We start from the raw sequence: 24,071 nt of genomic DNA, 5'->3' as shown, positions 1-24,071 counted from the left end.
CATGCTCGACAAGCTCGCTTCCGCTTCCGTGATCGCCAGAACAGGTTTTCTAGCGGCAGTCCTTTGTGCCTGCGCTGTTCCTGCCTATGCCGCTGCACTGGACAGGCCCGTGCAGCTGGCGCTCAGCGAGATCAAGAAGGAAGAACTGCCGAAGGCTGCTGAAACGGCCCCGGCAAAGCCGGACGAGAAGGCACCGGCGGGCACGGCTCCGGCCGCTCCGCCTGCCGCGTCCGAACCCAAACCCGCCACGCCACCGGAAAAGCCCGCCGCCCCTGCCGCAGCGCAAGAAAAGAAGGCGCCCGAGGCACCCGCCGCCAAGGAAAACGACGCAGCCGGCGCGCCGCGCAGCAATCCGGCCCTGCCGAATGTGCCGGAAGGCTCGCCGCCGCCGCACGTGGAATACGATGTCACAAAACTGCCCTTCCCGGTGCAGAAGATGCGCGAGCTTATCATTGCCGCTGCCAAGACCGGTTCGCTGGAATCCCTGCGCCCGCTCATCGGCTCGGGCGATGACATGACGATGCTGTCGCTTGCCGATACGGACGGCGACCCGATTGCCTATCTGAAGAGCCTTGCCGGCGATACGGATGGGCAGGAAATCCTCGCCATCGCCATCGATATTCTCAATTCCGGCTATGTCCATCTCGATGCCGGGACGCCTGACGAACTCTACGTCTGGCCGTATTTCTTCGCCTATCCGCTCGACAAGCTCGATGCCAAGCAGCGCGTGGAACTGTTCCAGATCGTCACCGCCGGTGATTATGACGAGATGAAGCAGTTCGGCACCTATGTGTTCTACCGCCTCGGCATCACACCGAAGGGCCGCTGGCGCTTCTTCGTCAACGGCGACTAGAGACTGCCATTGGCGAAATAACGCGTGGGCGTGACCCCGAACACGCGCCGGAACATGGCAATGAAGGCACTGATATTGTTGTAGCCGACATCAAGCGCCACCGTGGTGACCGCCTGCCCCGCTGCCAGCAGTTCCAGTGCCCGCATCAGCCGGGCGCGCTGGCGCCATTCGGTAAAGGTGAAACCCGTTTCAACCACGAATTTGCGCGTCATCGTCCGGGCGGGAATACCTGCCCAGTCGGCCCAATCCTCGGCCTTGCGCTCGTCGAGCAGATTGCCGGTCAAGGCATGGGCGATGCGCACCAGCCGCGCATCCGCCGGCATCGGCAGCCCGAGATCCTCATGCGGCAGGCTGGCGATCTCATCGAGAATGACGCGTGCAATCCGCTCCTGTCCCTGATCGAGTACCCCGCCCCTCCAGCCGGCCGCCCGGCTGACCGCCTCGCGCAGCAGGCCGGAGCTGCGCAGGGTGCAGGGAATGGCGGGCAGCATCGCGCATTCCGGCTCCGCCACGTAGACACTCCAGCCGAAATAGGCCCCGTGCGATTGCAGCGAATGTTTGTGATGCGGCGGTATCCACACCGCGTGGATGGCGGGAACGACCCATTGCCCCGCTTCCGTTCCAATCGTCAACAGACCGGTGCTCGCCCCGAGCAGCTGTCCGCGTGCATGGGCGTGGACGGGAACAAACCGCGGAACACTCCTCTCCTGCCTGCCCGCGATGATGATCGGGCCTTCGGACGACATGGCTTGTTCGGGCGTGATGAAATAGCTCATTTTGGCCTCAACACCGTATTCATTGGCATGGATACGATAGCAGCGCCAACACACCGCGGCTAGTTTGCTCACACGGTTTTTATCAAGGAGACGACAATGCGTGCCCAGGACATTTTGCCCGACAATATCAACCAGGTGGAGGTCAACGACGTCGCCGTGCGCAAGGGAACGGTCGGCGCCTTCCTCATCAATGCCCGGCTCTGGCTGAAGCCCGGCGTATCCGCCGAGGAGCGTGAACTGACCGAACAGGACATTATTGATGCGCTGCCCGCACTGGTGGCACTGGGTCTGTTTGATTTCTTATCGATCCGCGATCCCAAACTCAGGGAATTCATCGCCATGCATATATAGGAGGCATCGATGCTCATCGATCTCAAGGAATTGCCGCTCGGCTGAAAAATAATCCGAAAAATTTACAGGGCATGTCACATCCGGCCTTTCCATCTCGTCTTGTGTGCAGGCAACGCAATGCCACACAAGGAGATGACTGATGAAAGCCCGATTGATTCCCTATAGCTACGCCATCATGAAGCCAATGCTTGACATGGAGGACGCCGTTGTCAAAAGCGGCCTCGAACACAGCCTGATCGAGCTGGTCAAGATGCGCGCCTCGCAGATCAATGGCTGCGCCTACTGCCTCGACATGCATTCGAAGGATGCAATCAAGCATGGCGAGACGATGCAGCGGCTGGTGCTGCTTGATGCCTGGCGGGAATCGCCGCTTTATAGCGACCGCGAGCGCGCCGCGCTCGGCTGGACCGAAGCCCTGACGCTGGTTGCGCAAACCCATGCGGACGACCGCGACTTTGAGCCGCTCAAGGCGCAGTTCACCGAAGAGGAGATCGTCAAACTGACCATGCTGATCGTGACCATCAACGCCTGGAACCGGATTTCCATCGGCTTCCGCTCCGTCCATCCGGTCGACAAAGCCCGTGCAGCCTGACGCGACGGAAACATTCAACCGCCTCCGGCCCCGGCTGATCCGCCTTGCCTATCGCATGCTCGGCTCGGTCGCGGAGGCGGAAGATATCGTGCAGGAAGGCTTTATCCGCTGGCACCAGGCCGACCGGTCGCAGGTGCGCAGTGCGGAAGCCTTCCTCGTGCGCACCATTTCGCGGCTTTGCCTCGATCACCTGAAATCGGCGCGCGTGCGGCGGGAAACCTATGTGGGAAGCTGGCTGCCCGAGCCGATCTTCGATCCGGGCGAGGAGGAAACCGACGGTGATATCACCCTCACCCTGATGATGGCGCTGGAACGGCTGTCGCCGCTCGAACGCGCGGCCTTCCTGCTGCACGATGTTTTCGGCCAGGACTTCAATCAGGTAGCGGAGGCCATCGGTCGTGATCCGGCAACCTGCCGCCAGCTTGCCAGCCGCGCCCGCACCCATGTGCAGCAGGCAAAACCGCGTTTTCCCGTGTCCGACGCCCATGGCAAGGATATCGCGACGGCCTTTTTCAACGCCTCGCGCAGCGGCGACATGCAGGCCCTGCAGGCGCTGCTCGCCGACGATGTCACGCTCTATACCGATGGCGGCGGCATCCGGCCCTCGGCGATCAATCCTGTCTATACGCTCGCCAAGGTGTCGCGCTTCTTTGCCGGCATTTCGCGCCGGGCGGAATACCACAAACCGCCGCTGCTGCGTCAGGGACTGATCGATGGCCTTCCCGGCTATGTCACCCGCGAAGCCGACGGACTGATCCAGACCACCGCCCTCGCAATCGAGGACGGAAAGATCAAGGCGATCTACATCGTCCGTAATCCGGAGAAGCTGAGCCATATCGCCATCGCCAATTGATCCGGCGGTGGCGAGGCGCGCGCCCTATCGCGCGGTTTTCAATTCGCTGTCGATGATCGCGGACATCTGGGCCACCGAAAGCGCGCCGACATATTTCTTGCCGTTGACGAAGAATGTCGGCGTACCGGTGACGCCGAACTCCTTGAGCGCGCGCTCGCGCACGGCGTTCACCTTGTTGAGGAGTGCCTGGTCGGCCAGGCAGGATTTGAACTCCTGCTCCGAGAGCCCCGCCAGTTTCGACGTCTGCTGCAGGTAACCCAGGATATCCTTGGTCTCGATCCACTGCCGCTGATGCCCGAACAGCGTTTCGATGAAGGGATAATAGCGCTCCTTCGTCACGCAGCGCGCCAGCATGAAAATGCCCGTGGAGCGCGGCTCCAGCGGCATTTCGCGAAAGATGAGCTTCGCCTTGCCGGTGCTGATGTATTTCTGCTTGATCGCAGGCAGCGTTTGCGCGGTAAAGTCGGCGCAATGCGAACAGGCCATGGATGCATATTCGACAATGGTCACCGGCGCATCGGCATTGCCGAGGATCATGTCGTCAAGCGTCCCCGGCTGCATGAGTTTTGCCACGTCCACCGTGCCAACGGGTTCCGGTATCGCTTCCCCGGCAGCCATCGCCGGGACAACCATGGAAATGGCGGCGGCAGCGGACATCAGGAGCGTATCACGGCGGTTGAACATCTCTGGTTTCCTATCTCGACGGGCAGAAGCACCGGCTCGCAATGAATGGTCCGGGAGACATAATGGCTAGATCGCGCGCATGCAATCAGTTGATGCGGGAAAACCGCGGCTCCGGCCCCCGCGATTGAACCGCATGAAACAACCCATACCGAATGAAAACACGGCCACTACGCGGTGTCTATGCACCCTTCGTAGGGTGTTTCTGCCTGGATGACGCTGTCTTTGCACAAGCGCATTGACCCGCCGGAAAGCTGCGCTCACGATGGGTTCATCTCTCATCTCACGGAATCATCCCATGCCAGAACTTACGATGTATCAGGTCGATGCCTTCACCAACGCACTTTTCCGCGGCAATCCGGCGGCCGTTCTGGTGCTGGACGACTGGCTGCCCGAGGCAATAATGCAGAATATTGCCGCCGAGAACAATCTGGCGGAGACGGCATTCGTGCGGCCCAACGGCGGGGGATGGGACCTGCGCTGGTTCACCCCGGTGCACGAGGCGCCGTTCTGCGGCCATGCCACGCTGGCAACCTCGCACGTGCTTGCGCATGAGATGGGCATTGACGGCCAACTGGTGTTCGAGACGCAGGTCGGCACCTTGCGCGTCGATCGCAGCAATGACGGCTACCGGCTTGATTTTCCGAACTTTCCGCCCGATATCCTGAGCGAAATTCCAGTACCCCTGAGGGCCATCTTCGGCCCAGGCGAGGTCAAGGCGTTCCGCAATTTTGAAAACATGTTCGTCGAACTTGCCGATGAGCGGGCGGTTGTGAACTTCGTTCCCGATCTGCCTGCAATCCTGAAACTTGATCCGTTGAGCCTTGTCATTACAGCGAGGGGCGATGAGCACGATTTCGTCTCGCGCTACTTTGCGCCGCTCGCCGGCATCCCGGAAGATCCGGTCACCGGTTCCATTCACGCGACGCTGGTGCCCTACTGGGCGCAAAAGCTGGGCAAGACGAACCTCTCGGCCTTCCAGCGCTCCAGCCGCGGCGGGCATCTCCTGTGCGAACTCAAAGGCGACCGCGTGCTTCTTTCAGGATCGGCGGTCACCTTCATGAAGGCGCAAATCTACCTGCCCTGACCCAGCGCCTCGCCGAACAGCACCGGCTCGCCCTGCGACGGCGTGACGATTTCGCCGTCCCACATCACCTTGATGCCGCGCACGATCGTGCCGACAGGCCAGCCTGTGACGATCTTGCCGTCATAGGGCGTCCAGCCGGCTTTCGAGCCGACCTGCGCATTGGTGATGGTTTCGCGCCGCTTCATGTCGACAATGGTCAGATCAGCGTCATAACCGACGGCGATGCGGCCCTTGCGCGCCATGCCGAACAGACGGTTGGGGCCATGCGAGCTCAGGTCGACAAACCGCTCGATCGACAGGCGCCCGGCATTGACGTGATCGAGCATGATGGGAACCAGCGTCTGCACGCCGGTCATGCCCGAGGGCGATGCCGGATAGGGTTTTGCCTTTTCTTCCAGCGTGTGCGGGGCATGGTCGGAGCCGAGCACGTCGACAATGCCCTGGCCGATACCCTTCCACACGCCATCGCGGTGGCGCGCATCGCGCACCGGCGGGTTCATCTGCAACAGGGTTCCCAGCGTGGCGTACTGGCTGGCATCCAGCGTCAGATGGTGCGGGGTTGCCTCGCAGCTGGCCACATCCTTGTGCCCGGCGAGGAAATCGATTTCTTCCGCCGTTGAAATATGCAGCACATGGATGCGCGCGCCGGTTTGGCGCGCAATGCGCACAAGCCGCTCGGTGCACTGGAGCGCGGCGATTTCATCGCGCCAGACCGGGTGCGAGGCGGGATCGCCGGCAATGCGGTAGCTCTCGCGCTCGCGCAGGCGGAACTCGTCCTCGGAGTGGAAGGCGGCGCGGCGGCGGGTGTTGCGCAGGATGGAAGCCACGCCTTCGTCATCCTCGACCAGAAGATCGCCGGTGGACGAGCCCATGAACACCTTGATACCAGCGGCGCCGGGCAGACGTTCCAGCTCGGCCACATCTTTGGCGTTGTCACGCGTGCCGCCGACCCAGAAGGCGAAGTCGCAGTGCATGCGGTGATTTCCGCGCCGCACCTTGTCTTCCAGCGTTGCCGCCGATGTCGTCAGAGGTTTGGTGTTGGGCATTTCGAAGACGGCGGTGACACCGCCGAGCACGGCCGAGCGCGAGCCGCTTTCCAGATCTTCCTTGTGCTCGAGGCCGGGCTCGCGGAAATGCACCTGGCTGTCGACAACACCGGGGAGAATGTGCAGGCCGGTCGCATCGATGATCTCACCGGCGGAGGCACCGCCGAGATTGCCGATGGCGGCAATGCGGCCATCGGTGATGCCGATGTCGCGCAATCCGGCGCCATCCTGATTGACAACCATTCCGCTTCTGAAAATCGTATCGAACGTCTGTGCCATCTGCTTTCCATTCCTGCCTTGCGAACCCTTCCCTTGCGGCTTACGTAACGGGGACAGCAAAGGCAAGGGTGATATGATGGCATCGGCAAACTTAAGCGGAAGAGCGGTTCTCGACATAAGCGGGGACGATGCGGAAAAGTTCCTGCAAAACCTGATAACCACCGATCTCGACACCCTCAATGAAGGCGATCTCAAACCCGGCGCGCTGCTGAGCCCGCAGGGCAAGATCCTGTTTGAATTCCTGGTGTCGCGATCGCCGCAAGGTCTGGTCCTCGATACGCTGCAAACCTCGGCCAGCGATCTGCAGAAAAGGCTGACACTGTATAAATTGCGCGCCAAGGTGGAAATTACCCAGCGGCCGGAATCGGTTATCCGGGTTTCCTGGCACGATGAATCAGGTGCTTCAGACACTGATTCAGGCGTGCAGGACCGCCGCTTTCCCGCTGCCTTGAATGTCCGCCGCCAGTATGGCGGGGAAACGGCACCGACGGCGGATGAATCGCAATGGATGGCGCTGCGCATTGTCCACGGCGTGGCGGAAGCGCCGTTCGACTATGCGCTTGGCGATGCGTTCCCGCATGATGTCAATCTGGACCAGATATCCGGCGTGTCCTTCAAAAAGGGCTGCTTCATCGGCCAGGAGGTGGTCTCGCGCATGCAGCACCGCGGCACGGCGCGCCGGCGCATTCTCATTGCTTCGGGCAATGCCGCCCTGCCGGAACCCGGCACGGTCATCAGCGCGAACGGGCGCGAGCTCGGCACGCTTGGCAGCGTCGTGGGCAATGCCGGGTTGGCGCTGGTGCGCATCGACCGTGTGAAGGACGCCATGGATGCGGGCACGCCGATCCTGTCAGGAGATGCGGTTCTTACCCTTGCCATTGCGCCCGAACACCGCTTTACATTTCCCGTGACGACCGAAGGGGCCTGAACGGGAGAATCCATGCCGAAACCGGCAGCAGCCAAAACCAGACAGAGCAACGAAACGCGGGCATGGCAGCGCATGCTGTCGGGCCGCAGGCTCGACCTGCTTGATCCCTCGCCGCTCGACATCGAAATTGAAGATATCGCGCAAGGCTTGGCGCGCGTGGCGCGCTGGAACGGCCAGACCATCGGGGCGCACGCCTATTCGGTGGCGCAGCATTCGCTGCTGGTCGAACACATTTTCGGCCTGATCGTTCCCGACGCCAGCACCGAGCACCGGCTGGCGGCACTCCTGCACGATGCGCCGGAATATGTCATCGGCGACATGATTTCACCGTTCAAGGCGGTGGTCGGCGGCGACTACAAGAGCGTCGAGCTGCGCCTGCAGCAGGCCATCCACCTGCGCTTTGCCCTGCCGCCAACCGTATCGCAAAGTCTGCGCGGCCTGATCAAGCGCGCCGATGCCATCGCCGCCTATTTCGAGGCAACGCGGCTTGCCGGTTTTGCCGAGAAGGAGGCGGTGCTTTTCTTCGGGCGTCCGCGTGGAATCGACCCGCACTGTCTAGACTTGACCGCCATGGCCACCCAGAATGCGCAGAATGCCTTTTTGCAGCGTTTTGCTGTATTGGAATCACATCGCGCCAGCAAGACATAGAGGCCAGCCATGCCGCATATCATCGTCACTCCCCTTTCCCGGCTTGCCGAAACGGCAACGCGGTCCGGCGCGCGGGACATGGTGACCCTGATCAATATGGGCACCCCGGTCGAACGGCCCGCCGAAATCGCCGAGGGACGGCACCTGTTTCTCGGTTTCAACGATATCATCGAACCGGCTGACGGCATGACGCCGCCGGGTGCCGAGCATGTGCACAGCCTGATTGCCTTCGGCCGCAACTGGGACCGGCAGGCGCCGCTGCTCGTGCACTGCTATGCCGGTATCTCGCGCTCCACAGCCGGGGCCTATATCACCGCGCTGGCGCTCAATCCCGAACTTGACGAGGTTTCGCTGGCGCAGACCCTGCGCCGGAACGCGCCTTCCGCCACGCCCAACAGCAGGCTGGTTGCCCTCGGCGACGACATCCTTGGCCGCAAGGGACGCATGGTCGATGCGATCAAAGCCATTGGCCGCGGCGAGGACGCATTCGAAGGCACGCCGTTCATCCTGCCGCTCGCGGTCCAGCCATGACGGCGACCGCTGCACCCAACGCCGTCGAGATCAACCTGAGCGCCGCCATTGCCGCGGTTGCCGACAATGATCCGCTGATCCTGACAACACCGGCCAGCGACGATGCGCAGCGCGATGAACTGCCGTTCGGCCCATTCAATCCGCTGGCCCACCGCACCTTCGAGACCGGTCTGCGCGAATGGGTGGCGGAGCAGACGCCACTGCGCCTCGGCTATGTCGAACAGCTCTACACATTCGGCGACCGCGGGCGGCACAAGACGGCCGAGGACCGTGACCTGCACATCGTCTCGGTCGGCTATCTCGCACTGACCCGGATTACCGACGACAATCGCGAAACCCTACGCAAATCCGGTGCGCGCTGGCGCAGCTGGTATTCGTTCCTGCCATGGGAGGACTGGCGCGGCGGCAAGCCCGCCATGATCGACGACACCATTCGCCCGGCGCTGTGCCAGTGGGCCGAACAGGGTCATTCGCACGCGCGCCTGAGCCGGTTCCGGCTGGCTTTCGGCGATGAGGGCATCGTCTGGGACGAGGAACGGGTGCTCGAACGCTATGAACTGCTCTACGAGGCGGGTCTCGTCACCGAGGCGGTACGCGACGGGCGCGCCGATCCGCCTGCCCTCACAGGCCATCTCGGCCTGCCCATGAGCTTCGATCATCGCCGTATTCTGGCGACGGCGATTTCGCGCCTGCGCGCCAAGCTGAAATACCGGCCTGTCGTTTTCGAGCTGATGCCGCCGACCTTCACCCTCACCGCCCTGCAGGAAACCGTCGAAGCCATTTCCGGCCGCCACCTGCACAAGCAGAATTTCCGCCGCCTGGTGGAAGGCACGGAACTGGTCGAGCCGACCGGAGCCGAACAGACACAGGCGCGCGGCCGGCCCGCTGCGCTTTACCGGTTCCGGCACAATGTATTGGAGGAGCGCAGCGTCGCGGGCCTGCGGGTCGGCGGGCGCGGATAGGGAGGGGATATGACCGACAAACCCAGTGCCGTGAATGCCGACGGCATTTCAGAGCCCTTCGCCGTGGAAAGCGTGCCGTGGCAGGAGTGGTCGGAAGGCAGCCGTTACGGCTCGCGCTTCCGCTATCTCTCTGCCTTCGGCGGCGCCAGCCATGTCGGCGTTGCGATGGAGGAGCTGGCGCCGGGCATGGAGTCCAGCCTCAACCATTATCATATGCTGGAAGAGGAGCAGGCGCTGATCGTGGCGGGCGAGATGACCCTGAAGCTCGGCGACAAGACCTATCTGGTGAAGACAGGCGATTACGTCTGTTTTCCCGCAGGCCAGAAGGCCGGGCATTCCTTCTACAACCACAGCAGCGAGCCCTGCCGCTTCCTCATCATCGGCGAGAAGAACCCGCATGACGTGATCGTCTATCCGGAAACCGGCCGCGTCAGCGTCCGCCTGACCGGCGAAGGCTATGACAAGTCGGCAACCATGGAATATTGGCAGGGCGCGGATACGGAGCGGAAGGGGTAAGCGGAGCTTACTTCAACAGATAAACGTTCTCATCGCCCGGAAATGTCCGTGCGCGGACATCGTCCGCATAGGCTTTCACCGCGGCGTCGATACCAGCGCCGACCGTGCCGTAGACCCTGACGAATTTGGGCGGCCTGGGGTTGTAACCCAGCATGTCCTCCAGCACCAGAATCTGGCCGTCGCATTCCTTCGACCCGCCAATGCCGATGGTCGGAATGGCGATTTCGCGCGAGATTTCGGCGGCGAGCGGCTCGACAATGCCTTCCAGCACCACCGAAAACGCTCCCGCATCGCTGACGGCCTTGGCATCCGCCTTGATCAGCGGCCACAGCGCCGTGTCGCGCCCTTGCGTCTTGAAACCGCCGAGCGTGTTGATCGATTGCGGCGTCAGGCCGATATGCGCCATGACGGGAATGCCGCGCTCGCTGAGAAAGCGGATCGTCTCGGCCATGCGCACGCCGCCTTCGATCTTGATGGCGCCGCAGCCGGTTTCCTGCATCACCCGCGCTGCGTTGCGAAACGCCGCAGCGGGACTTTCCTCATAGCTGCCGAAGGGCATGTCGACGACGACCATGCCGCGCTTCGAGCCCCGGACCACGGCCTTGCCATGCATGATCATCATGTCGAGCGACACGCCGAGCGTTGATTCCATGGCATAGAGCACCATGCCGAGACTGTCGCCGACGAGGAGAATATCGGCGTGATTGTCGACGATGCGCGCCGTGTGGGCGTGGTAGGAGGTCAGCGCCACGATGGGTTCGCCGCCCTTGCGTGCGCGGATTTCCGGCGCCGTGACCCGGCGAATGACGATTTCCTGGCTCATGTCGATGCGCTCCCCTTGCGTTGTTGTCAGCCGATCACGCGCTGGTCGATCAGCCGCACCTTGCCGAAGCGCACCGTAAGCAGGATGACCACGGGCTGTTTGAATTTACCCGAGACAGGATCGAGCGTGTGGGCGTCGCGGATATCGACAGCTTCGACGTCGCCCTGCTTTTCCGTTTCCAGCATCGTGCGCACCGCGTTGCGGATGGCCGCCACCGAGCGCTGCCCTTGTGCCACCATTGCATCGGCAAGATCGAGCGAGCGTGGCAGGATCGCCGCCGCCTTGCGGTGTGCCGGTGTCAGCATGGCATTGCGCGAGGAACAGGCGACGCCATCGGCTTCGCGCACCGTTGCCACGCCGGTGATGACGATGGGCATGTCGAGATCGGCGACCATGCGGCGGATGATCGTCAATTGCTGGTAATCCTTCTCGCCGAAGAAGGCATGGTCCGGCTGCACGATATTGAACAGTTTCGTCACCACCGTGCTGACGCCGCGGAAATGACCCGGCCTTATCTTGCCGATCAGGATGCGCGAGAGAACCGGATTTTCGACGATGGTGTTGGCACCCGCCCGGTAGATTTCGGCCACCTCCGGCGTGAAGACATAATCGACGCCTTCCGCTTTCAGTTTGGCAAGATCGCCGGCCATGTCCCGGGGATAGGTGGACAGATCCTCATTCGGACCGAACTGGGTCGGATTGACGAAGATCGTCACGACTGTCACATCGCACACGGCGCGCGACTGGCGCACCAGCGTCATGTGGCCGATATGCAGATAGCCCATGGTCGGCACAAGACCGATGCTCCTGCCTTTCAGCCGTTCGGCCGTAAGAGCAGTGCGCAGCGCGGCGATGGTGGCGATGACTTTCATTTCAGGTCTATGTCCAGTCCGATATCCAGCGTTGGCGCTGCCATGGTGATCTTCGAGGTCGAGATGTAATCGACGCCGGTTTCGGCGATGGCCTTGATCGTATCAAACGTAATATTGCCCGACGCTTCAAGCCTGGCACGGCCTGCATTGATTTTCACCGCTTTTTCAAGCAGTTCCGGCCCCATATTATCAACAAGAATCACATCGGCACCGACAGACAATGCCTCATCGAACTGGTCGAGGCCATCCACCTCCACCTCGATCTTGACGAGATGTCCGGCATAGGCCCGCGCCGCCAGAATAGCCTTGGCCACACCGCCCGCAACGGCAATGTGGTTGTCCTTGATGAGGATCGCATCATCAAGGCCGAAGCGATGGTTGGAACCGCCGCCGCACTTCACCGCATATTTGGCAAAAGCCCGCATGCCGGGAATGGTCTTGCGCGTATCGCACACCTTGGCATGGGTATGGGCGATCAGGTCGGCAAAGCGGGCGGTATAGCTGGCGATACCGCTCAGGTGCATGAGAAAATTGAGCGCCACGCGCTCGGCCGACAGGATGGCGCGGGCATTGCCCTCGACAATGGCGATGGCGTCACCGGGTTTCACCCGCACGCCGTCCTTGACCAGGGCCGTGAACGTCACATCCGGACTGATCAGGGTGAAGGCCTTGCGGGCAAACTCCATGCCGCAGATCACGCCGGCCCCGCGGCTGGACAGAACCGCCTTGGCGGTTGCCTCCTCGGGAAGCGTGGCATTGGTGGTGAGATCACCGGCGCGCCCGAGATCTTCGAGCATGGCACCACGCACGGCATCGTCGATCAGCAATCCCGGCAATGATGGCGGGAACGCCTTCTGCGCTACAGTTGCTTTCTGAGACATATTCATCTGCTTCTCTCCGCCTGCGCCTAGGCGCGTTCCATCATGTCGCCGACATAAGTCTGCGCATCGTCCAGTGTCAGGAATGTCCGGTGCTGCCATTCCCGGCGTTTTTCGGGAAAATCGGTGCGGAAATGGCCGCCACGGCTTTCCTCGCGGCGCAAGGCACTGACCGCCACCAGCTTGGCGGTGGCCAGCACATTGCGGAATGCCGGATCGCGATTGCTATCCTCAAGCTTGAGGATGGTCTTCAGCCCGGCCAGCATGTCCTCGCCGTTGCGGATCACCCCGAAGCTGGCGCTCATCGTCTTGCGCAGCGCCGCCATGGCGGAACTGTCGCCCTCGGCCTGCAGATCATCGCGGTCGACCGATCCGGCGGACCAGTCCTTGACCGGTTTTGCACCATCCCTGCCGATTTTGGCGGCGATGCGGGCGGAGAACACGACTGCCTCCAACAGCGAATTGGATGCGAGGCGGTTGGCGCCATGGGCACCCGTGGAGGTGCATTCGCCGCAGGCCCACAAGCCATCGATCGAGGTGCGCCCGTCCGCATCGGTGAGGATACCGCCCATGAAATAATGGGCGGCGGGAACAACGGGGATAGGCTGGATCACGGGATCAATGCCGGCATCCTGGCAATAGCGGTACACCGTCGGAAATTCCTCGGGGAACACCGCGCCGACCGCCGTGGTACAGTCGAGCCAGGCGCCCCGCCCCGCCATGACTTCGGCATAGATGCCGCGCGCCACCACGTCGCGCGGGGCAAGTTCGCCTTCCCGGTCGATTTTCAGCATGAAGCGCTCGCCGTCGCGGTTGATCAGTGTCGCGCCATGGCCGCGCAAGGCTTCGGTGGCCAGCGGCGCGGGGTCCTTGTGCACATCGAGCGCCGTCGGATGGAACTGCACGAACTCCATATCCGCCATCATGGCGCCCGCCCGGGCGGCCATGCCGATGCCTTCGCCGCGCGCCTCGGACGGATTGGTGGTAACCGCATAAAGATGTCCGATGCCGCCCGTGGCAATGACGACGGAGCGCGAAGCCAGCTGCAGCTTTTCGCCCCGGCCCGCATCGGCGCGCGCGATCACCCCGGTCACGGCGCCTTTTTCCGTGATGATGTCGTCCACCACATAGCCTTCCATCACGCGGATGGAGGGTGTGTTCTCAACGGTATGCACCAGCGCCTGCATGATGGCACGGCCCGCCATGTCGCCGCGCACGCGGACAATGCGGCTTTCCGAATGCGCCGCCTCGCGCGAGACCTGCAGCTTGCCTTCGAGATCGCGGTCGAATGGCACGCCATAGCCCAGCAGATCATGCACGCGGGCGGCAGCTTCTGTCGCCATCAGCCGCGCAATGGCCTCATCGACAATGCCGTCACCGGCGGCCATCGTATCGGCCACATGCTTGTCGGTCGTATCACCTTCGGAAACAGCGGCGGCAATACCCGCCTGCGCCCAGGCGGAGGAAGCACCGCGGCCGATGGGCGCGGCCGCCAGAACGGTGACGGGACGCGGCGCAAGCTTGAGCGCGCAGAACAGGCCGGCCAGACCGCCGCCGATAATGATCACAGGCTCAACCTGAGCCGAAGCATCGGAGAATGGTACATTCATCGCAATTACCCCCTGTTGCCCAGCCGGGCCGTTGGGTTGAAGGTCAGTTCTTGAGATTCACCATGCGCTCGACGGCAAGACGGGCACGTTCGGCGACCATCGGATCGACGTGAATTTCCTCACGCATATAGACGAGGCTTTCCAGAATATTCGGCAGCGTGATGCGCTTCATATGCGGGCACAGGTTGCACGGCTTGATGAACTTCACCTCGGGCACCTCGGACTCGACGTTCGATGCCATCGAGCATTCGGTGACGAGAAGCACCTTTGCTGGCTTGCGGTCCTTCACATAATTGATCATGCCGCTGGTGGAACCGGTATAATCGGCAATGGCCACGACTTCCGGCGGGCATTCCGGATGGGCAATGATCTGGATATCCGGGTCGGCCGCCCTGTAGGCGAGAAGCTCATCGGCGGTAAAACGCTCATGCACTTCGCAATGGCCCTTCCAGGTGAGGATCTTGACATCGGTCTGCGCGGCGACGTTCTGCGCCAGGAATTCATCGGGAATGCACAGAACCCGGTCAACGCCAAAGCTTTCAACCACCTGGACAGCATTGGCCGAGGTGCAGCAGATATCGCTTTCCGCCTTCACTTCGGCTGAGGTGTTGACATAGGTGACAATCGGCACGCCCGGATAGGTTTCCCGCAGCAGGCGGACATCGGCGCCAGTGATGGATTCAGCCAGCGAGCAGCCCGCCCGCATGTCGGGAATGAGGATGGTTTTCTGCGGGTTCAGCAGTTTCGAGGTCTCGGCCATGAAATGCACGCCGCACTGGACGATGATTTCCGCGTCGACACGCGTGGCTTCGCGAGCCAGTTGCAGGGAGTCGCCGACGATGTCGGCGACGCAATGGAAAATTTCCGGCGTCTGGTAATTGTGCGCGAGAATGACGGCATTGCGCTGCTTCTTCACCCGGTTGATCGCCGCCACATAGGGCGCGTAAACCGGCCATTCGATGCGCGGAATATGATGCGCAACCCGCTGGTAGAGGTGTTCGGTTTCCGCCGCCACTTCCGGGGTGAAAGACAGGTCCGGCATGGTGAGAACGCCGAAACGTTCCGCTGCGGATGGGCCGGAGACAGGGCCGGTTACGGTGCGCGCAGTGCTGGTCATCGTCTTTTCCTCCAAGGGCAACCTCCTCAGATTGCCTGCTGCCGATCATTTATACTCAATATGAGCATATTTGTGATCAAAAGAAAAACGGCAAGGCCGTCGCTGAATACATAGGCCAATATTTCCGCCGCTTCAAGGGGCAGATTTTCAACAATCGGCTAAAGATTGCGGGAGGAATGAACCTGCCAGGAACAATCCTGCGCGGGTTTTCCCTGTGTCACGCGCAAGGTGCGGGCCAGTGGAAACGCCCGGTTCAAGGGCATTTCCTCGATTTGTTTCATGGGGTTAGTAGGTGGTGCCCCGATGGCGGTAGAAGTTGCGGTCCTGCCGGTCGCGTTTGGCCGGGCTGTCACCGCCCAGGCGCGGCGTGCAATCGGTGAAAATTTTTGCGTTGAAATCCGACGGCCGGTCGCAAAAGACCAAGGGGCTCACCCGGCCCGAATTGGCGCAACCGGCCAGGGTCATGGTGGTCAAAGCCAGAAGTGGCAGAAGAAATCGCATCGGGGAAGCCTTTATCTGTATGTGCGGCAGGAAATGGAAGAACCCATAACGTATCAACTGCGTTGATATGCCAATTCACATCTATTCAATTGATTGAGAGTATAAATAGGGTAATTCTTTCCTGGATTTAAGGGGAGAGATCATGATTCAATCGAGCACAGCAAAGCCGTCGGGCATACCATGGCTGATCATCATCGCCGGTTGCCTCATCGCGGTCATGACATTCGGCCCGCGCTCGGCCATGGGTCTTTTCCAGTTGCCGCTGCTGCATGACAAGGGCTGGGACCGCACCACATTCGGCATGGCGATCGCCCTGCAGAATCTGTTCTGGGGCATCGGCCAGCCCTTCTTCGGCGCCATCGCCGACAAGTTCGGCACATGGCGGGTCCTGCTGATGTCGGCGATCCTCTACAGCGCCGGGCTCATCCTCATGGCATGGGCGTCCACACCGGGAATGCTTTATGCCGGCGGCGGCCTTCTCGTCGGCCTCGGCATTGCCTCCGGTTCGTTCGGAACGATCCTTTCCGCATTTGCCCGCAATGTTTCGGCGGAAAAGCGGACCTTCGTCTTCGGCCTCGGCACGGCAGCGGGCTCTGCCGGCATGTTCGTGTTTTCGCCGCTCAGCCTTGCGCTGATCGAGCGTTTCGGCTGGTCCGATGCGCTTGTTTATCTCGGCATCGCCATGCTGATCGTGCCGCTGCTGGCCATCCCGCTGCGCGGCAACTCCTCAAGCGGGCGCATCAGCGAGGCCCAGTACAAGCAATCCATGGGCGAAGCCCTGCGTGAAGCGCTTGGGCACAGGAGCTATGTGCTGCTGACGACAGGCTTTTTCGTCTGCGGCTTCCAGCTGGCGTTCATCACCGCGCATTTTCCCGCCTATATCAGCGATATCGGCATCGATGCCAAATATGCGGTGCTGGCGCTGGCGCTGATCGGCTTTTTCAACGTGATCGGTTCGCTGGCATCCGGCGTCATCAGCCAGCGCTATTCCAAGCCGAAATTCCTCACCTATCTCTATATCGGCCGCTCGGTGCTGGTGGCGGCGTTCCTGCTGCTGCCGCAGACCGGCGCCTCGGTCGTGGTGTTTGCCATCGTGATGGGGCTGATGTGGCTTTCAACCGTGCCGCCGACCAATGCGCTCGTCGCCATCATGTTCGGCACGCGCTATCTCGGCATGCTCGGCGGCATCGTGTTCCTGTCGCACCAGATCGGCTCCTTCCTCGGCGTCTGGCTGGGCGGCTATCTCTACGATCATTTCGGCAGCTACAACCCTGTGTGGTGGCTGAGTGTCGTCCTCGGGATTTTCGCCGCCATCGTGCATTGGCCGATTGAAGAACGCCAGGCGGACCGCCCTGCCCTGCAACCGGCCGAATAGGCCGCGTCAGGGCTGCAGGCGCTTGCGGATGGGCTCGAATTCCGGTGTGGCCTTGCGCTTGACCGGGTCCGGCTCGTTCGCATCGATGGCTTCCCAGTATTTCCAGTTCACCTTGCTTGAACCCAGTTCGTAGTCCATGCCGTCCCAGCTGTCTTCGCGGAAGCTGTAGAAGGCCCAGTGCAGAGCGTCCCTGTCGAGCACCGTCAAGACATCCTCAAGATAGGCCTTGCAGCCGGGCAGCATGCGCATGCAGCCAAATTCACCCGCCACCAGCCGGTTGAGCGGCACTCCATGCGCCTTGGCCCAATCGACCGGCTTGGCCAAATATTCCGCCACCTTCTGCGCATTCCATGTCACCGTTGATCCGGCATAGGGAACGTCGCCCGGATAGGCAAAGGGCGTCTTGCGTTTGATATTCGGCGCGCTCGTTGCTTCGTAGGGCTCGTACATATGGAAGCTGTAGACCACCTTCGCGTCATCGAGCGGCGCCGGCCAGTAGCTGAAGGCATCGGCAGCCGCATACCACCCGGCATCCGCCATGACAGGCGTTGCGGGATCGGCCTTGCGGATTTCGGCAATCACCATGTTGTAGAAGGCGATGAGGTCGCGCGCACCGCCCTTCTGCCTGCCATACCAGGCCTGCATATCAGCTGCACTGGCATGTTCGGCAATGCCGCCCATCTTTTCCGGTGCGGGCTCGTTGATGATGTTGTAGGCGGCAATGGCCGGATGATCCTTCAGGGCCGTTGCCAGATCACGCCAGAATTGTGCGGCCTCCTGCCATTTTGCCTTGTCCTGCCAGAGCCGGTCGTCGAACCTGCCATTGTTGTTCTGCGACCAGCGCATGGATGGCAGGGACAGTGGCGTGATGACGACCTTGAGCCCTGCCTTATCAGCGCGGTCGAGCGTTGCCTTCAGCGTGGCAAGATCGGACGGAGGGATGCCCTCGTAATGATCGGCATCGCCGATGAGAAAATCCCGTCTGTCGGGTTTCCATTTATCATAGGAGAGCCGCACCCAGCTTGCGCCATATTTTTTCAAGGCGTCGAAATAGGCCTGATCCGGCGGCAAGCGATTGAAACTGTTGCCGCCATGCTGCGGCGTGTCCCAGAAGGTGATGAGATCGGCGGCATTGGCGGCGCAGCTCATGGTGAGAGACAGGAACAGGGTCGTCGCGATGCGCATGGGCACTCCTTCGGATCAATGGTCAGAGCGACAACTGGCGGGGTACTGCGGCAGCAATGGGCCGGGTTTTGTCCGGCAGGACGGTTATAAACAGAAACCGCCGCCTGACGGGTCAGACGGCGGCGATTTGCAGCGATATGGTAAGCAGAACGTTAACCGCGCAAGACGGCCTCGATCTTGTCGAGCGCTTCCGCCTTGCCGATGCCGGTGAGGAAAGCCAGCGTCGTAATCACCGGCTTGCCGAGATCCTTCGGCAGCTGGGTGGTGGAGACGACCAGGTCGACATCGTCGATCTGCCCGGCCACCTCGGTTGCCTTGCACTGGCGTGAATGGAACGTAATGCCGCGTTCCTTCAGCGCGTCCTCCACCGCGTGAGCGACGACGGTCGACGTGGCGATACCGGTTCCGCAGGCGAAAAGTACAGTCTTTTGTTTGGTCATTGGTCCCTCTTCATCCCGGATGGCGCATCAGGCCAGGAGCCGGGTTACATCTTCTACGCTATTGGATTGCATCAAGGCGGTGATCGTGTCCGCGGACTGAATGGTCAAGGCGATCTCCTGCAGCATTTCGATCTGCTGGTCCTTGTCATTGAGCGCCATCAGAAAAACCACGCTGACCTGCAGCCTTTCCTCCGGGTCCTCCATGTTGCAGAAGGCCACCGGCCTGCACAGCGTCGCCATGGCGAGGCCCGGCTTCAGCACATGTTCCGGGTCCGTATGGGGAATGGCAACATTGTTGTCCAACCCCAGCGGCAAACCGGTGGGCAGCGCTGCCTCGCGGGCAAGCACCGCCGCGGCAAAGCTTGGCTTCACATAACCCAGGCTGTGCAGACGATCGGAAAGGATCCGGATCACATCCTGATCATTCCCGGCCTCGACCCCAAGGATAATCGCCCCGGGATCGAGATAGTTCATCAGGGCTTTCGCCATTCACTTACTCCAATATGCATCGTGTCAGGCAGTCTTATCAGGCGTTCTCATCGGCACCGGCGGCACGTTCCCATGCGGCGGTGTTGCGGTGATAGGCCCAGAAGGCACCGGCGATGATGACGGCAATGACGCCAAGACCGGCTGCGCCGAGACCGCGGATCGCAGCGATCACCGCATAGGATACCCACAGGAACCCGTCGACGACGCTGGTGATCTGCACCGCATTGGCCGGCATCTTGAAGCCCGACGACTGGGCCGCACTGGTGAACAGCGGTGCCAGCGCGTTGGCAACGTAGAAGCCGACAGCCAGCGTGAAGGCGCCGACAATGACCATGCGGAAGACATTCCCCTTCAACAGCGGCGCTGTCATGGCAACGATGAACGGAATGACCGCGAGATCAGCAAAAAGAATGACGCGGTTGCCCGGCAGGATCACCGAGAGGACGATGGCAATCGGCACCAGGATCAGCGCCGAGGAAATCGCCGCGGGGTGGCCGATAAGAATGGCCGAATCGAGCCCGACCAGCAATTCCCTGTCGCCGGTCCGCTTCTTGACGAAGGCCTGCGCCGCATCGGAAACCGGCAAAAGCCCTTCCATCAATATCTTGACCATGCGCGGCAGCAGCAGCATCACGGCGGCCAGCGTCATGCCGGTCTGCAGCACCTTGCTGAGAACCACGCCGAAATCACCGGCATTGTAGTAGGCGATCACGCCGAGCACGAGACCGATGATCAGGCCAAGAATGACCGGCTCGCCGAACACGCCGAAGCGCTTTTCGAAGGTTTCGGTGTTGATCTCGATCTTGTTGATGCCGGGAATCCGGTCGATGATCCAGTTCAGGACGATGGCAATCGGCAGGATTTGCGCGGAGGCCAGATGCGGCACGGAAATGCCGGGAATGCCATAGAACTGCTGCACGGCCTTGGCCGACCAGTCGGCAAAGAGCAGGCAGAGCGCCACCATCAGCGCGGCGACGATCAGGCCATAGGCCAGGCTGCCGGTGGCCGCGACGGCGAGCGAACCGATAAAGGCAAAGTGCCAGAAGTTCCACACGTCGACGTTCAGCGTGCGGGTCAGGCGCGTGAGCAGCAGCACGATATTGACGGCGATGCCGATGGGAATCACCCACAGGCCGACGGACGAGCCGAAGGCGATGGCGGCGGCCGACGGCCAGCCCACATCGACGATATCGCGCTGAATGCCCGTGTTGGTGACGATCGCCTTGGCGACGTCACCGATCGATGTCAGCATCAGCCCGAGCACCAGATTGATGCCGATAAAGGCAACGCCGATGGTGACGGCTGCGCGGAAGGCGCGCCCCACCTTGGCGCCAAGCACCACGGCAATGATGAAAATAACGATGGGCAAGAGAACCGTCGGCCCCATCGTGTCGACGGCAGCCTTCAGGCCCGTCAAGAAACTGTCCATTTCAACCTCCCCAGCAACCGTCCCGGCTGCGCATACCCCAAACGCTGTTTTTGCGTCGCGCCAATGTTTGACAGGATATGCGGGAAAAACTAGCGGATTTTCCGAAAATTCGACGGGAATTCACACTTGTCCGTGACGATTTCGCTGCAATTTCCCAGTCCTTGAGCAGATTTTCAAAATGCAGGGAAAACCGCCTTATATTCCGGACAATAAAATCCGAAAATATGCGTTCATGGTGTCACCACGGGGGTATGCCGGCTCGCCGCTGCTGCCAAAGGCCTCAGCCGCCGCGCATAAAGCTTTCGAGCGGGAAAATCGCGCAGGTCTCGGTGCCGTGGGCGAGCAGCTTGCCGTTGGCGTCGCGCAGGAAGGCTTCCGAAGTTGCCAGCGTGCGGCCGCGATGCACGAGCTTGCCCTCGCAGAAGACAGGGCCGGTATCGGGGGACAGCGGGCGGACCAGATTCACCTTGAACTCCACCGTCGTATAGGCTTCGCCCGGCTTCAGGGTCGTCATCACGCAGCAGGCCAGCGCCGAATCCATCAGCGTCGCCACCCAGCCGCCATGAATGCCGCCCAGCGGATTGAGATGCTCCTGCGCCGGGACGCCCTTGAAGACAACCCGGTCCGGCTCGACCGCGTGCAGGGTGAAGGACAGGGTTTTGGCCATGGGCGGGGCGGGATAGTCCCCGCGCAGCATCGCCTGCAGGATGTCGAGACCGCTGCGCTTTGCCAGATCGGCAAGCGGCAGCGTACCGATGCCACCGGGAAACGCGATGGCGGGCATGGTATCTGAACTCATGATTGTGCTGACCTTTCCTGCGCGGCCTGGCCCTGCCCTGCCGCCTTTGATACCGATCGCGATACAGCCGTCAAAAATCCGTCGCGCGATTCCGGCGCCTTCAGCGCCCGCGGCTCCCAGACATGGCGGGTGAAGAAGAAACTGGTCAGACGGAAGGCATCCGTCAGTTCGGCGAGCGACGCCGCCCGCACCTTCGAACTGATCATGAACGGCGGCATCACCAGCAGCTTGTCGGCCCAGGGCGCACCGGCATCGCGCGACACGGCCCGGCCGGATTTCGGCGAGACATAGGCAAGGTTGTCGCCGCTGCCCGTCGCCGCACAGCGTTTCAGGTCGAGGCCGAAACCCAGCTCCTCCAGCATCATCACCTCGAAGCGCAGCAGCAGTTCACCCGAGATCAGCGGGTCGTCGCAATGTTCGAGGATGATGGCAAGCGTCTCGAAAAGCCCCTGATGCGGATCACGCTCCGGCAGGAGGCGCAGATGCGCGGCAGCCAGCTGCAGGGCATAGAGGCCGACGGGCTGTTCGATCAGCCGGGCAGCGGCGAAGGAGACCGGCTCGACCTGCATCATGCCGAGATGCTCGTCGATGCGCGCGCGCCAGATCACATCCACCCGGTTTCCCGGCTGCAGCAGCGGCTGCATGCGGCGGGACCGGCCGCCGCGCACCAGCCCCATATGACGGCCATGCGCGCGCGTCATCAGTTCGAGGATCGCACTGGTTTCCCCGTGCCGCCTCGTTCCGAGTATGATTCCTTCATCCCGCCATTCCATGAGAGCCTCTTCCGGCGAGACTCGCGCTATCCGTGCGGGAATTCAAGGCCCATTTCGCGGTAGCGCTCGGGATCATTGCCCCAATTGTCACGCACCTTGACGAACAGGAACAGATGGACCTTCTGTTCGAGGATTTCCATCAGCTCCTTGCGGGCAGACTGGCCGATGGCCTTGATCGCCTGCCCCTCGTGGCCGAGCACGATCTTCTTCTGGCTGTCGCGCTCGACATAGATCACCTGCTGGATGCGGACGGAGCCATCCGGCTTCTCCTCCCAGCTTTCGGTCTCGATGGTCGACGAATACGGCAACTCATTGTGCAGGCGCAAATAAAGCTTTTCCCGGGTGATTTCCGCCGCCAGCATGCGCATCGGCATATCGGAAATCTGGTCTTCCGGATAATACCATGGACCTTCCGGCAGGTTGTCGGCGAGATATTTCACCAGATCCTTGCAGCCATAGCCCTTCAGCGCCGAAATCATGAACGTCTTGTCGAAATTGATCTTCTCGTTGGCGCGCTGCGCCAGTTCCAGAAGTTTCGGCGCTTCGATGCGGTCGACCTTGTTGAGGACGAGAATGACCTTGCGCTTCTTCTCGTGCAGGCTGCCGAGAATGGCTTCCGCCTCCTCGTTGATGCCCTCTTCCACATCGATCAGCACCAGAATGATATCCGCATCCTTGGCGCCGCCCCAGGCTGTCGTCACCATGGCGCGGTCGAGCCGGCGCTTGGGCTTGAAAATACCGGGTGTGTCGACCAGCACCATCTGCGTGCGGTCGTGAATGACGATGCCGCGCACCAGCGCGCGCGTTGTCTGGACCTTGTGGGTGACAATCGAAACCTTGCTGCCGACCAGCTGGTTGACCAGCGTCGACTTGCCGGCATTCGGCGCGCCGATCAAGGCGATGAAGCCCGAACGCGTCGGGCCTTCGGGCTGTGTCACTTCCGGTGTTGTGTCCTGGTCGGTCATGCCTGTCCTTCTTCCTGCGTCTTCTGACGGACGCCTTCCCGGTAAAGCAGGGCAACGGCCGCTTCCTGCTCGGCAATGCGCTTGGAGCGCCCCATGCCGGTGGCAGGCGCAAAACCCTTCACCTCTACCTTCACCGTAAACTGTGGATCGTGGTCCGGGCCGGTGCGCTCGACCACGCTGTATATGGGCTGGGCACCATCCTGCTGGTGGGCCCATTCCTGCAATTCGGTCTTGGGATCACGCTGCGCCGAGTTGATCTCGCGCGAGCGGGCATCCCAATACCGCTGGATGAAAGGTTGCGCCGCTTCCAGCCCGCCGTCCAGATAAATCGTGGCGATCAGCGATTCCACCACGTCGGCGCGCAGGCTTTTCAGCCGCTTGTCCGCCAGCCCCTTCACATCGGAGCCGGTACGGATGAATTCGTGCAGGCCGATTTCATCGGCCACGGCAGCGCATGTATCGGCATTGACCAGCGAATTCAGGCGCAGCGACAATTCCCCTTCGCTTGCGGTCGGATAGGCGCGAAAGAGCATTTCGGCAATGACCAGCCCGAGAACGCGATCGCCGAGGAATTCGAGCCGTTCATAATCCGATCCGACCGACTGACGGGCACTGGCATGGGTCAGCGCGCGCTCCAGGCGGGCGAGATCGCGAAATGTGTGGCTCGTCTGCTCCTCCAGTCTGCGAACGGCGTCAGCGGACAGGGTCATGG

Annotated in this window: 28 protein-coding genes; 11 read left to right on the top strand and 17 right to left on the bottom strand. The window is 61.6% G+C overall.

Annotation, left to right across the window (positions count from 1 at the left end; genetic code table 11):
- Position 1 precedes the first annotated feature (1 nt).
- Positions 2-853 (top strand): hypothetical protein, encoded by an 852-nt coding sequence (locus ACTJJ7_RS14960; RefSeq protein WP_105735859.1) that lies wholly within the window; start codon positions 2-4, stop codon positions 851-853.
- On the opposite strand, the gene ACTJJ7_RS14955 is transcribed toward ACTJJ7_RS14960, so the two are convergent.
- A complete protein-coding gene (locus tag ACTJJ7_RS14955) occupies positions 850-1,629 on the bottom strand; it encodes an AraC family transcriptional regulator (protein ID WP_440967775.1) in 780 nt (259 codons plus the stop codon). The genes ACTJJ7_RS14960 and ACTJJ7_RS14955 overlap by 4 nt on opposite strands.
- Positions 1,630-1,725: 96 nt before the next feature.
- Between ACTJJ7_RS14955 and ACTJJ7_RS14950 the strand changes: the two genes are divergently transcribed.
- The 3 genes from ACTJJ7_RS14950 to ACTJJ7_RS14940 all read left to right on the top strand — a co-directional run bounded on the left by ACTJJ7_RS14950 (position 1,726) and on the right by ACTJJ7_RS14940 (position 3,425).
- A complete protein-coding gene (locus ACTJJ7_RS14950; RefSeq protein ID WP_440967773.1) occupies positions 1,726-1,980 on the top strand; it encodes a hypothetical protein in 255 nt (84 codons plus the stop codon).
- 139 nt (positions 1,981-2,119) lie between these two features.
- Entirely contained in the window at positions 2,120-2,572 is a 453-nt protein-coding gene (locus tag ACTJJ7_RS14945; protein WP_288194218.1) for a carboxymuconolactone decarboxylase family protein, read from the top strand.
- A 55-nt stretch (positions 2,573-2,627) separates the two neighbouring features.
- The gene (locus ACTJJ7_RS14940) at positions 2,628-3,425 is read left to right on the top strand and encodes a sigma-70 family RNA polymerase sigma factor (RefSeq protein ID WP_342588474.1); all 798 of its coding nucleotides are present in this window, start codon (positions 2,628-2,630) and stop codon (positions 3,423-3,425) included.
- A gap of 24 nt (positions 3,426-3,449) precedes the next feature.
- Here the strand turns inward: ACTJJ7_RS14940 and ACTJJ7_RS14935 are convergent, their stop codons facing one another.
- Positions 3,450-4,109, bottom strand: coding sequence for a DsbA family protein (locus ACTJJ7_RS14935; protein ID WP_440967771.1), 660 nt, complete (start codon positions 4,107-4,109; stop codon positions 3,450-3,452).
- 295 nt (positions 4,110-4,404) lie between these two features.
- On the opposite strand from ACTJJ7_RS14935, the gene ACTJJ7_RS14930 reads away from it, so the two are divergent.
- Entirely contained in the window at positions 4,405-5,193 is a 789-nt protein-coding gene (locus ACTJJ7_RS14930; protein ID WP_440967770.1) for a PhzF family phenazine biosynthesis protein, read from the top strand.
- On the opposite strand, the gene ACTJJ7_RS14925 is transcribed toward ACTJJ7_RS14930, so the two are convergent.
- Positions 5,181-6,518, bottom strand: coding sequence for a dihydroorotase (locus ACTJJ7_RS14925; protein WP_440967768.1), 1,338 nt, complete (start codon positions 6,516-6,518; stop codon positions 5,181-5,183). The genes ACTJJ7_RS14930 and ACTJJ7_RS14925 overlap by 13 nt on opposite strands.
- Positions 6,519-6,594: 76 nt before the next feature.
- Between ACTJJ7_RS14925 and ygfZ the strand changes: the two genes are divergently transcribed.
- From ygfZ to ACTJJ7_RS14900, 5 genes are read left to right on the top strand one after another with little or no spacing between them, the layout of a single operon-like run.
- Positions 6,595-7,446, top strand: coding sequence for a CAF17-like 4Fe-4S cluster assembly/insertion protein YgfZ (ygfZ, locus tag ACTJJ7_RS14920; protein WP_440967874.1), 852 nt, complete (start codon positions 6,595-6,597; stop codon positions 7,444-7,446).
- Positions 7,447-7,458: 12 nt separating this feature from the next.
- Positions 7,459-8,094, top strand: a complete 636-nt coding sequence (locus ACTJJ7_RS14915; RefSeq protein ID WP_440967766.1) for a hydrolase — start codon at positions 7,459-7,461, stop codon at positions 8,092-8,094.
- A 9-nt stretch (positions 8,095-8,103) separates the two neighbouring features.
- Positions 8,104-8,625, top strand: a complete 522-nt coding sequence (locus ACTJJ7_RS14910; protein WP_105735877.1) for a tyrosine phosphatase family protein — start codon at positions 8,104-8,106, stop codon at positions 8,623-8,625.
- On the top strand, positions 8,622-9,587 hold the full coding sequence (locus ACTJJ7_RS14905; protein WP_440967764.1) for an NUDIX hydrolase: 966 nt from the start codon (positions 8,622-8,624) through the stop codon (positions 9,585-9,587). Before ACTJJ7_RS14910 ends, ACTJJ7_RS14905 begins: the two co-directional genes overlap by 4 nt.
- Positions 9,588-9,596: 9 nt before the next feature.
- Complete coding sequence (locus ACTJJ7_RS14900) at positions 9,597-10,103, top strand: cupin domain-containing protein (RefSeq protein ID WP_440967762.1); 507 nt, start codon at positions 9,597-9,599, stop codon at positions 10,101-10,103.
- 7 nt (positions 10,104-10,110) lie between these two features.
- Here ACTJJ7_RS14900 and panB read toward each other — a convergent pair whose 3' ends face one another.
- From panB to ACTJJ7_RS14870, 6 genes are all read right to left on the bottom strand, one after another.
- Positions 10,111-10,926, bottom strand: a complete 816-nt coding sequence (gene panB / locus ACTJJ7_RS14895; RefSeq protein ID WP_440967760.1) for a 3-methyl-2-oxobutanoate hydroxymethyltransferase — start codon at positions 10,924-10,926, stop codon at positions 10,111-10,113.
- A 26-nt stretch (positions 10,927-10,952) separates the two neighbouring features.
- Positions 10,953-11,798 (bottom strand): pantoate--beta-alanine ligase, encoded by an 846-nt coding sequence (gene panC / locus ACTJJ7_RS14890; protein WP_440967758.1) that lies wholly within the window; start codon positions 11,796-11,798, stop codon positions 10,953-10,955.
- A complete protein-coding gene (gene nadC / locus ACTJJ7_RS14885; protein ID WP_130269038.1) occupies positions 11,795-12,679 on the bottom strand; it encodes a carboxylating nicotinate-nucleotide diphosphorylase in 885 nt (294 codons plus the stop codon). Before nadC ends, panC begins: the two co-directional genes overlap by 4 nt.
- 26 nt (positions 12,680-12,705) lie before the next feature.
- Positions 12,706-14,286, bottom strand: a complete 1,581-nt coding sequence (locus ACTJJ7_RS14880; protein ID WP_440967755.1) for an L-aspartate oxidase — start codon at positions 14,284-14,286, stop codon at positions 12,706-12,708.
- 43 nt (positions 14,287-14,329) lie between these two features.
- Positions 14,330-15,403 (bottom strand): quinolinate synthase NadA, encoded by a 1,074-nt coding sequence (gene nadA, locus ACTJJ7_RS14875; RefSeq protein ID WP_440967753.1) that lies wholly within the window; start codon positions 15,401-15,403, stop codon positions 14,330-14,332.
- Positions 15,404-15,688: 285 nt separating this feature from the next.
- Positions 15,689-15,904 (bottom strand): hypothetical protein, encoded by a 216-nt coding sequence (locus ACTJJ7_RS14870; protein ID WP_130269035.1) that lies wholly within the window; start codon positions 15,902-15,904, stop codon positions 15,689-15,691.
- A gap of 142 nt (positions 15,905-16,046) precedes the next feature.
- Between ACTJJ7_RS14870 and ACTJJ7_RS14865 the strand changes: the two genes are divergently transcribed.
- Positions 16,047-17,279 carry an MFS transporter gene (locus tag ACTJJ7_RS14865; RefSeq protein ID WP_440967751.1) on the top strand — a complete coding sequence of 411 codons (1,233 nt, stop codon included), beginning with the start codon at positions 16,047-16,049 and terminating at the stop codon, positions 17,277-17,279.
- Positions 17,280-17,285: 6 nt separating this feature from the next.
- On the opposite strand, the gene ACTJJ7_RS14860 is transcribed toward ACTJJ7_RS14865, so the two are convergent.
- From ACTJJ7_RS14860 to rnc, 8 genes are all read right to left on the bottom strand, one after another.
- Positions 17,286-18,464 carry a glycoside hydrolase family 5 protein gene (locus ACTJJ7_RS14860; RefSeq protein ID WP_440967749.1) on the bottom strand — a complete coding sequence of 393 codons (1,179 nt, stop codon included), beginning with the start codon at positions 18,462-18,464 and terminating at the stop codon, positions 17,286-17,288.
- Positions 18,465-18,616: 152 nt separating this feature from the next.
- Positions 18,617-18,904, bottom strand: coding sequence for a PTS sugar transporter subunit IIB (locus tag ACTJJ7_RS14855; RefSeq protein ID WP_130269032.1), 288 nt, complete (start codon positions 18,902-18,904; stop codon positions 18,617-18,619).
- A 27-nt stretch (positions 18,905-18,931) separates the two neighbouring features.
- A complete protein-coding gene (locus ACTJJ7_RS14850; protein WP_105735903.1) occupies positions 18,932-19,393 on the bottom strand; it encodes a PTS sugar transporter subunit IIA in 462 nt (153 codons plus the stop codon).
- Positions 19,394-19,430: 37 nt separating this feature from the next.
- Positions 19,431-20,822, bottom strand: a complete 1,392-nt coding sequence (locus ACTJJ7_RS14845; protein WP_105735905.1) for a PTS galactitol transporter subunit IIC — start codon at positions 20,820-20,822, stop codon at positions 19,431-19,433.
- Positions 20,823-21,102: 280 nt separating this feature from the next.
- The gene (locus tag ACTJJ7_RS14840) at positions 21,103-21,621 is read right to left on the bottom strand and encodes a PaaI family thioesterase (protein WP_105735912.1); all 519 of its coding nucleotides are present in this window, start codon (positions 21,619-21,621) and stop codon (positions 21,103-21,105) included.
- Positions 21,618-22,394 (bottom strand): DNA repair protein RecO, encoded by a 777-nt coding sequence (gene recO, locus ACTJJ7_RS14835; RefSeq protein WP_440967746.1) that lies wholly within the window; start codon positions 22,392-22,394, stop codon positions 21,618-21,620. The genes ACTJJ7_RS14840 and recO overlap by 4 nt, the downstream gene beginning before the upstream one ends.
- Before the next feature lie 26 nt (positions 22,395-22,420).
- On the bottom strand, positions 22,421-23,359 hold the full coding sequence (era, locus tag ACTJJ7_RS14830) for a GTPase Era (protein ID WP_440967744.1): 939 nt from the start codon (positions 23,357-23,359) through the stop codon (positions 22,421-22,423).
- The gene (gene rnc / locus ACTJJ7_RS14825; RefSeq protein ID WP_105735918.1) at positions 23,356-24,069 is read right to left on the bottom strand and encodes a ribonuclease III; all 714 of its coding nucleotides are present in this window, start codon (positions 24,067-24,069) and stop codon (positions 23,356-23,358) included. The genes era and rnc overlap by 4 nt, the downstream gene beginning before the upstream one ends.
- Positions 24,070-24,071: the final 2 nt, after the last annotated feature.

Origin of the sequence: Phyllobacterium sp. 22229, from assembly GCF_052056495.1 — a bacterium.
GTDB lineage: Bacteria > Pseudomonadota > Alphaproteobacteria > Rhizobiales > Rhizobiaceae > Phyllobacterium > Phyllobacterium myrsinacearum.
This window is presented reverse-complemented; position numbering and strand designations above follow the sequence as displayed.